This window comes from Ruegeria sp. AI2, assembly GCF_056541275.1.
Map to the genome: position 1 here is coordinate 167463 of NZ_JBQFYB010000006.1, position 8158 is coordinate 175620.

General features: G+C 51.5%; 7 protein-coding genes and 1 tRNA gene. 5 read left to right on the top strand and 3 right to left on the bottom strand.

Features of this window, described 5'->3' with window-relative positions; all coding sequences use genetic code 11:
- Positions 1–145: 145 nt before the first annotated feature.
- Both ACR0LL_RS13190 and ACR0LL_RS13195 read right to left on the bottom strand, forming a co-directional pair.
- Positions 146–778, bottom strand: coding sequence for a tyrosine-type recombinase/integrase (locus tag ACR0LL_RS13190; RefSeq protein ID WP_050687576.1), 633 nt, complete (start codon positions 776–778; stop codon positions 146–148).
- 402 nt (positions 779–1180) lie between these two features.
- Positions 1181–1642 (bottom strand): hypothetical protein, encoded by a 462-nt coding sequence (locus ACR0LL_RS13195; RefSeq protein ID WP_480587412.1) that lies wholly within the window; start codon positions 1640–1642, stop codon positions 1181–1183.
- Positions 1643–1839: 197 nt separating this feature from the next.
- Between ACR0LL_RS13195 and ACR0LL_RS13200 the strand changes: the two genes are divergently transcribed.
- The 5 genes from ACR0LL_RS13200 (at position 1840) to ACR0LL_RS13220 (ending at position 7486) form a co-directional block, all read left to right on the top strand.
- Positions 1840–2034, top strand: coding sequence for a helix-turn-helix domain-containing protein (locus tag ACR0LL_RS13200; protein ID WP_480587415.1), 195 nt, complete (start codon positions 1840–1842; stop codon positions 2032–2034).
- Between the two features lie 192 nt (positions 2035–2226).
- Positions 2227–3888: an IS66 family transposase gene (tnpC, locus tag ACR0LL_RS13205; protein ID WP_480587418.1), complete on the top strand. Its 1662-nt coding sequence runs from the start codon at positions 2227–2229 to the stop codon at positions 3886–3888.
- Between the two features lie 272 nt (positions 3889–4160).
- On the top strand, positions 4161–4478 hold the full coding sequence (gene cutA / locus ACR0LL_RS13210; protein ID WP_480587421.1) for a divalent-cation tolerance protein CutA: 318 nt from the start codon (positions 4161–4163) through the stop codon (positions 4476–4478).
- A 377-nt stretch (positions 4479–4855) separates the two neighbouring features.
- A complete protein-coding gene (locus ACR0LL_RS13215; RefSeq protein WP_480587424.1) occupies positions 4856–6874 on the top strand; it encodes an AAA family ATPase in 2019 nt (672 codons plus the stop codon).
- Positions 6875–6940: 66 nt separating this feature from the next.
- The gene (locus ACR0LL_RS13220) at positions 6941–7486 is read left to right on the top strand and encodes a hypothetical protein (protein WP_480587427.1); all 546 of its coding nucleotides are present in this window, start codon (positions 6941–6943) and stop codon (positions 7484–7486) included.
- Between the two features lie 581 nt (positions 7487–8067).
- Here the strand turns inward: ACR0LL_RS13220 and ACR0LL_RS13225 are convergent.
- Positions 8068–8144, bottom strand: a tRNA-Met gene (locus ACR0LL_RS13225).
- Positions 8145–8158: the final 14 nt, after the last annotated feature.

Here is an 8158-nt window from a genome sequence, read left to right on the forward strand (position 1 = left end):
CAGATTTTGCAGCCGCAGGGAACAGCCGCAATGCCCGCTTCGACCGCAGCATCCGTGACTATGGGTTCGCATTTCGTTTTCGACGTCGCGTGATCTCAGATCTCTTATGATCTGGCGAACGGTAAGCACCGTTCGCCAACATTGCTTAGATATCGATGCGCTCCGCAATACTCAGAGCATCTTCCAACTCAACGCCTAAATATCGCACCGTACTGTCAACTTTTGTGTGACCAAGCAGAAGCTGCACCGCGCGAAGGTTGCCAGTCTTGCGATATATCTCGGCAGCTTTGGTCCGACGGAGCGAATGAGTGCCGTAACCGCTGGGTTCCAGTCCAATTGCAGTCACCCAATCACGAACAAGTCGAGCATATTGCCGCGCGGAGATGTGAGGTCGGTCATGAAATCGGCTGGGAAACACGAAAAGGCGGCCGATCATTTCAGGCGATCTAACCCAAGCAGTAACCGTTTCTCTCGTGTTTTCAGTCAGTTCAAACCGAACCGGCTGATTGGTTTTGCTTTGGATCACCGACACTCGTTCGCGAACGCGATCATCTCTGACCAAATCGGTCACGGCGAGTTTGACTAAGTCGCACCCTCGCAACTTGCTATCAATCGCGACGTTGAACAGCGCGAGGTCGCGAAGGTAGCCTGCAATCTCGAGCCGAGCGCGGATTGCCCAAACTTGTTTGGGAAACAGCGGCCGTTTCTGGCCGATTATCCGCCCTTTGTTCCAAGCTTTGCGTTTTGGGGTGACTGCGGGAAGTTGGACTCGTGGCATAACATGCCCTCCAATCCTCCCTCCAAACCCAGACGTCAGCGCCGCGCTGACGTCTGGAGCATAGCATCGGGTCGACACGCTGTAGCCCATCGATGGTGTTTAGCTTTTTTGCCTTGGTTTTTTGACGTGGGAAGCTCCGCGACCTGATCCTTGAATGCCACACCAAAGCTCCAGATTGCGCGAATGGCTGCTTCTTACACCGTGTTGCAGCATCAAAACCTTCGCCAATGCAGCACAATCCGTGCTGCGAGCGCACGCAGCACAAAATAAGGACTTCCGGTGTGGGCTCTTTGCGGTCATTTTCTGCGCCCTGAACGAAAGGGTACTTTCGTTACCCAAAACGCTTCGTTCCCATCCTGCAGAACGGATTGAATGATAGTAGTAGAGGTTGGCTGACAATAGTTACCGCCGCCTTCGGTTAAGCATCTCATGGTATCGCTTCGTGAACGTCGCGCGATCCATTTCCAGTCGCTTAGCGGCCTCGGAGTAATTTTGCTGTGTTTCGCGGAATGCCTCGGCCAATTCCGCATCGGAAGGATGTTTCGAAGGTCGGCCCATGTGGGCCGGAACCCCTAGCCTTCGTCGCTGAGCCTGTATCCACTTTGCATCGACGCCGTGCCTTCGGGCGATTTGGACATCTGAATGCTCCTGCTCGAAATCTTCTCTCAGCAGTCTGTCAAAATCAAATCCAAACCGCTCAAGCGCCTCCAACAAAGCGCCCCTACGCGCGGGAAAAACCTCTTTTAGCGCGCGCAACGATCCGGTCCGTTTGATCGGCTCTAGAAACTCCTCGGCGCTTGACGGAATACCGGTACCATCCCGAACGAGATATACGTGATCATCGAAGATCCAAAGCGTTCTCATTTCACTCCTGCTGAAAAGTCCGGTGAATCGTGCAATAAGACTGTTTGGATGTTTTCACCGTAGTTTCAAGCAAATAACGCCAACTCGGGCGCTTTTTATTGATCTGACTTCAGGTTTGTGATTCGACAGTTGTGAAAACCACGAATTGCGAGCGTGATGTGCCGGATTTCAAAGCCAGACACTTGAGAACGAAATTCTTGCTTCAGAGAGCTGGCAGCAACTTCAATGAGGTCGCTCGTGAGCTAGGGCTGAGCCACAGTACGGTTTTGTCAGTTAGTAACTCCCGATCGGTCTCGGCCAAAGTGCAGGAACTGATCGCCAAGAAGATCGGCGTTCATCCCGGTGAAATCTGGCCGGAGCGCTATCCCGACTACGCAGGAAAATCGAAATGAGTCCCTAAAAATCAGGGCCCTGAAAAGGTTGAGCCCGGCGGATTGGCGTCCTAACCGAGCTCTTAAAATCGTTGGTCACGATATTCCTCTTCATCCCATAGCAACCTGAGATAAGTCAAGCCCTGCGCCAACAAATTGGCGGCGCAGCGGCACAGTAGCTTTTGGGATAGCGGAGAGTTCTTCGCAAAAATTATGCGCGATCGTGTCGACAAGTTGAAAGAAGATTTAATGGCGGGAGCATATCCCGATCCATCTTTGCTTGTCGGGCAAATTGAGACTGTTTTCAGCGAGCTGTTCATCGAGATTGAGGAGCTGTCCGAAAAGCTCAAGAAATCGCTCGCGCGCAACAGGGTTCATCAGGCTGAGATCACAAAGCTCCGACGCGAAATCGCCAAGCTCAACAAGATGAAATTTGGAGCAAACGCTGATCAAAAGCCCGAAACCGAAGATACGCATCCACAGACACCACCAGACGAAACTAACGAGCGGCAAGCTGCCTCGGCCCCAATGTCTCCTCCTAATCGTGACAAACCAAGTAAACCACGCAATCGGAACGGTCGGGGGAAGAAGAACTACGGTGAGAAACTCGAACTTGTAAATGTGGACGTCATAACCGAGGACAAAACTTGCCCCTGCGGATGTGGCGGAACTTTCTTCGATTGGGAGACGAAGGAAACCCTGGTGTGTGTCCCAGCTCGATATTATCGCCAAGTGAAGCGTTACGCGATGTACCGTTGTCGTCTGGCCAACGATGCTAAGGGGGCAATTGTACGTACGAAGTTCGCGCCTGCGATCTTACCGAAAACAACGTGCGAACACACACTAATGGCGCATCTCATTACTGCCCGTTTTGGGTGGTACCTGCCGTGGCATCGGTTGGAAAAAATGCTCGCGGCGGAGGGCGTAAATCTTGTCCGCTCCACCATGACTCGATGGGCGGCGGCGATTGCGCTGAAGAAACTGCGTCCACTTTTTGATGCGCTGGCCAAGGATATCAAATTCAACTCCAGGCGCTTGTTCATGGATGAGACGACGCTTCCAATCCTGGTTCAGGGGAATGGGAAGACAAAAACCAGCTACCTGTACGCGCTTCATCGTGATGACCGCTCCTTTGGTGGAAATCTACCACCCAGCGTAGTTTACTTTCATCGTCCGGGGCGTGGGATGAAATACATCCACGATATACTTGCAGGCGTAACATCGGTCGTACAAACAGATGCATACAGCGGGTATGCTCGGTTTGGTTTTCCCGGAACCCCAGTAGCCAACATCACCCCGGCCAACTGTTGGGCACACGCTCGGCGCAAGTTTACAGATGAGTTTGAATTCAACCGCACGCCTGATGCCGCTGAAGTCGTCAGTATAGTAGATGAGTTATACAGCATTGAACGTGATATTCGAGGTAAGCCACCAAACGCGAGGTCAGCGGTACGGAAACAGCTCGCTAGCTCGGTTTTGAACCGGCTAATGGAGCGATTGCTACATATGAAACCGCATCATCTGCGAGGGTCCAGTATGGGTAAAGCTGTCAACTATTTGCTCCGGCATTGGCGAGATCTTACGCGGTTTGTCGAAAACGGTTTCATCGACCTGGATACCAACCCGGTTGAACGGATGTTCAAGCCGACAATCCTGTTGCGCAAAAACGCCTTGTTTATAGGTAGCGAGGAAGGCGGTGAGATGTGGGCTATCTATTCTTCGCTTGTCGAGACCTGCAAGCTGAATGGGATCAATGTTCAGAAGTATTTCTTGTGGCTGTTCGATACTATTGCTCAAAGCGCTAACGCCCTCGACTACGACAAACTCTTGCCTTGGAACGCACCTCTTGAGTGTCGGTTAAAAAACAAGAACTAGCTGCGCTGTTGCGATCCATGAGCTTTCGACTGAAGCCCTGAGAGTTCAGTGACTGATAGATTTCCTACTTTGGCTGGCTCCATCGCTAAGAGCCCTTACCGGACCTTGATCACACCTGGGTCTTTCGCTCATTCGGCAGGTCGCGAACCACGTAAACCGGACATTCTCTGAGTGGTACGCAGATGGCGGTGATACGTTGTAGGAGTAACAATGGCGTCGGAATGGTCCGGTGTTAGACTAAGAACTCAGATTTAGCGTTTGTGAGATTGCAGATGATAGTCAAAATTTGGGTCAACTGCCCATCCGAGAAAGTCGCTGACCAGATCGCGGACAGGCTTCTTGAAGAGCGTTTGGTTTCCTCATCGAACCGCTACACTGCAACTAGCAGTAAATATCTCTGGAAGGGAAAAATCGTAACTGCGCAGGAGGTCCCACTTCTGCTGAAGACCCGAAAGGAGCTTTTTGGCGTAGTCGTTGAAGCGATCCGCAGGATGCACCCTTATGAGACGCCCAGTATTCTCTCGATTGATGTTGACCAAGCCAACGGTGAATATCTTGAGTGGATGATAGAAAGCACGCGCGAGATCTAACCAGAGTTCAAATTAACGGCCTATAACCGCTGTATCTTTGGGCTCACTACCGACTTTCTCTGCGGCGAGTTCGAACAAGAAGATGAGCCCTTATCGGCCATTGCCATGTGGTTTGAGCGCTGCATCTGCATTCAGCAGGTCGCAGCCCAAAGCAGACGTGGGCTGCCAGCATACTGGGCGTGAACCGAGCATCCGCAGCGGTTGAATGGTCGCAATTTCGGCTTTTTGTAGTTCGATATTTGGCGCAATCAATGCGGCTAGAAATCGCTTGAAATATAAGCGGATAAGTTGTGTGATCTTTCAAATTTAGGCTGCCCGAGAAATTGCCAATACGGGGCGACCATTAACAATTAGGGCCCAACTCGAAGAGTAGTAGTATGAAAATCAAAAAAGTTCACGTCCAAAGTTATCGGTCGGTTATAGACAGCGAAGAATTTGAGCTCGATGGTGACAAAACTATTTTGGTCGGCCCAAATGAGGCGGGAAAAACAGCGCTTCTTCAAGCGATCCAGCATCTCAATCCCCCGGAAGGTGTCAAGCCTCTCAGCGCGCTAAGGGACTATCCGCGCGCGCACTACAACAAGATTACTTTGGGCGAGGTCGATCCAGCCGATGTTCGGGTGGTTGAGGCAGAGTTTGAGCTGGATGACGATGATCGTGAGTATCTCCCGGAAGGGATGAAGGACGCGAACTATACTCTTTGGCGCAATCTAGACAACACGACTGGCCATAGGCTAACCGGCGCGCCTGCCAAGAAGGCCTATAAGGATCTGGAAAAGGATCTGATCCGCCTCGCCGCACACGCAGACAAGCAGTTCACCCCTTCAGAAGACAGTTCCGAGCAATCCCCGACAGAGTCGCTTAAGGCGGCGACTGAGGGATGGCATGGCTTTCACATGATTGAAGGAAAAAAAGCCCAAGCCTTACGAGATTGGTTGGAGGCTGTCTTTCCGCTCATTGACGAAGACAACGAGAAAGAGGAAACGCGGTTCGATAATCTAAAGGCGGGCATCGAGATAGGCGATGCGCGAAACGCGGCGGTTCAGGCCTTGCGAGATCGTGTGCCTGTTTTCGTCCTTTTCAGCAACTATTTCCGCGTTCGCCCGCTCATTCACTTGAACCAACTTGCGACCAGGATCACTAATGGCACGCTTGACGATGAACGCTACGACTATGGGAATGTTTGCCTTTTAAACCTGTTGGGCTTCAACGCAAAGGAGCTCTCCGAGATGGGAGCGTCGGCTGACCCCGATGCGAACGATCCGGAGGCCTTAGAGGCATTTCGAGAGAAACTCGACGAAAGGCAGTATCAGTTGAATGCTGCCGAGGTCAGCTTAACTCGGGAAATCCGTTCTGTTTGGAAACCGGATGAGAGCAAGGGGGAGGCGGCAAAACTTCGGCTCCGAGCTGATGGGCAATATCTCAAGGTAACAGTTGAGGACGACCTAGGTGTCGAAGTGGAGCTTGATCAGCGTTCAGAAGGCTTTCAGTGGCTCGTTTCGTTTTTCGTAGTTTTTTTCGCCGAAGCTCAGGGCGAGCACAAAAACGCTGTTTTGTTGCTGGATGAGCCCGGCATGAGCTTGCACGCGCTGAAGCAGCGGGAATTCCGCAAGACGATTACGCGTCTCGCGGAGGGAAATCAGACCCTCTATACAACGCATTCGCCCTTCCTTGTCGGACCAGATGAACTCGATTTGGTGCGTGTGGTTGAAATGAGTAGTCGTGAAGAGGGAACGAAGGTCCATACCTCGATTACGGCTAACGATCCGGCGGCGCTGCTTCCGTTGCAAGAAGCGCTTGGATACGATCTCGCGCAGAGCCTTTTCACACAGAAGCAGAACCTCGTTTTGGAGGGACTAACAGACTACTGGTATCTAGAGGCGGTTTCGCAGCTTTTACGCGCCTCAAAGGACGCGAACCTCAACGAAAAAATTGCCTTGGTTCCCGCAAACACGGCAGGAAAGGTTGTATATTTTGCGACGATTCTCCACGCGCAAGGCTTTAAGGTGGCAGCTCTTCTCGATTCTGACAACGCAGGAGATCAGGCGGCACAGCAGGATACTCTTGTCCATACACTTGGAAACAAGGGCATTCTTAGAACAAAAGATTACCTGCAGGATGAGGTCAAAGCCGCAGAAGTAGAAGACCTTCTTCGAGATACGCTGATCGACATCGCAAAATCAGAACTCGGTTGGGACATTTCCGATAAGGCCGGTAAGCAACAACAAAGACCACTCGTTAGCATTTTCGAGAGTGAGATTAAGGACTTCTCGAAGTACCGGCTTGCGAAAGCATTTGTTCGTTGGTCACGCGATCATGAGGCTTCGGACTTGAGCGAACGTGAGCGGGAGCAATGGAAGAAGCTTATCAGCGCAGTGAATGCGACTTTGAAATGAGCGCCCTTGCATTAAGGCATACCTCTAAGTGAAGCAGTAAAATGGGAAATCTTTTGAAAAATGTTCTTGATTGAAACGCAGGACCAGATTGAGGAATTCGAGCGCCAACGAGCTTTGGTTGGCACCTACGTTGATCACAGTTATAGTCGCGAAAAGCTTGAGTGGGTTCTCGCTGCTCGAGAGGGATTTGACGCACATGTAGGGAGCTCCTTCCACTTGCTTATACCTCACGAGGGGAACGGCTACACAGTGAATCATACCAACGAGCATCAATATGGAATTCAGCTCGCCAGAGCAGTCATAAACCATCTTGATATAAAGCATCCTGATCTGCCCTGCATCGTGTTTAGAGCATCCGGCGATGACTACTACTTTCTTAAACTTGGGCATCGAACTAAGTCAGAATTTCTCGAGGTCATCGGTCGAATTGGTGATCTTGCGCAGGAAGCCTCTCAGAATGGCCCCGAAGATCCGGTGGAATTTCGAGATTGGGTGAACATGCAAACTGCAAACTTTCTCCGCCGGGAAAAAATGCTCAGTGCAGTGAGGCATTCATTACCCGCCCTGAATGGGCTGTTGGGCAGCGTAGTTGACGTTAGAGAGCTCGTTTAGTGTGACACCGCATTCAATTTCCTTGAAGAAGCTTTTTGGGGCGTAAAGGAAAGGGGAGGGCTTCAGTCGGAATCCAGACTCTGTACTGCCGCACTGGCCCCCAGATGTTGTATGTTTACCCAATTTCCGCTTTGCAGACGCGGTACTACAGCAGTATTTTCTGCAATGTATATTGGCTCAGGGCCGATCGCGAAGCTTTCCCAAGACCGCTCTCAGCGCAAAGCTGCCGTGTTTAGGGCCTAGTGCTGCAACCGCAGCGAGCGGCAGCTGTGTGGCCCTCGGTCATTAGTTGGGAAATGATTTTACTTCAATCGGGCTACCGCTTGAATGGCTTAAGTGGTGCTCATGCGATCCGGTGTCAAACAGCACCTGAATCACTGTTGATTAGTGGCGCGTAGCGCCACCATACAGCTTAATAGAATGAACGATAAGTGGGCCAATTGGAGGCTTGATGCAACGCTTACCATTCATCACAGGGTGAATTCTCCCCTGTTGCTTCCAGAGTGCTTCGAGTTGCGCAGTGGCCCAAAATGAACAAAGCCGCCCTGAGGCGGCTTGTTCGAGACTCTGTTCGACCGAAGTGGTTGCGGGAGCAGGATTTGAACCTGCGACCTTCAGGTTATGAGCCTGACGAGCTACCGGGCTGCTCCATCCCGCGTCAGAGTCAGATTT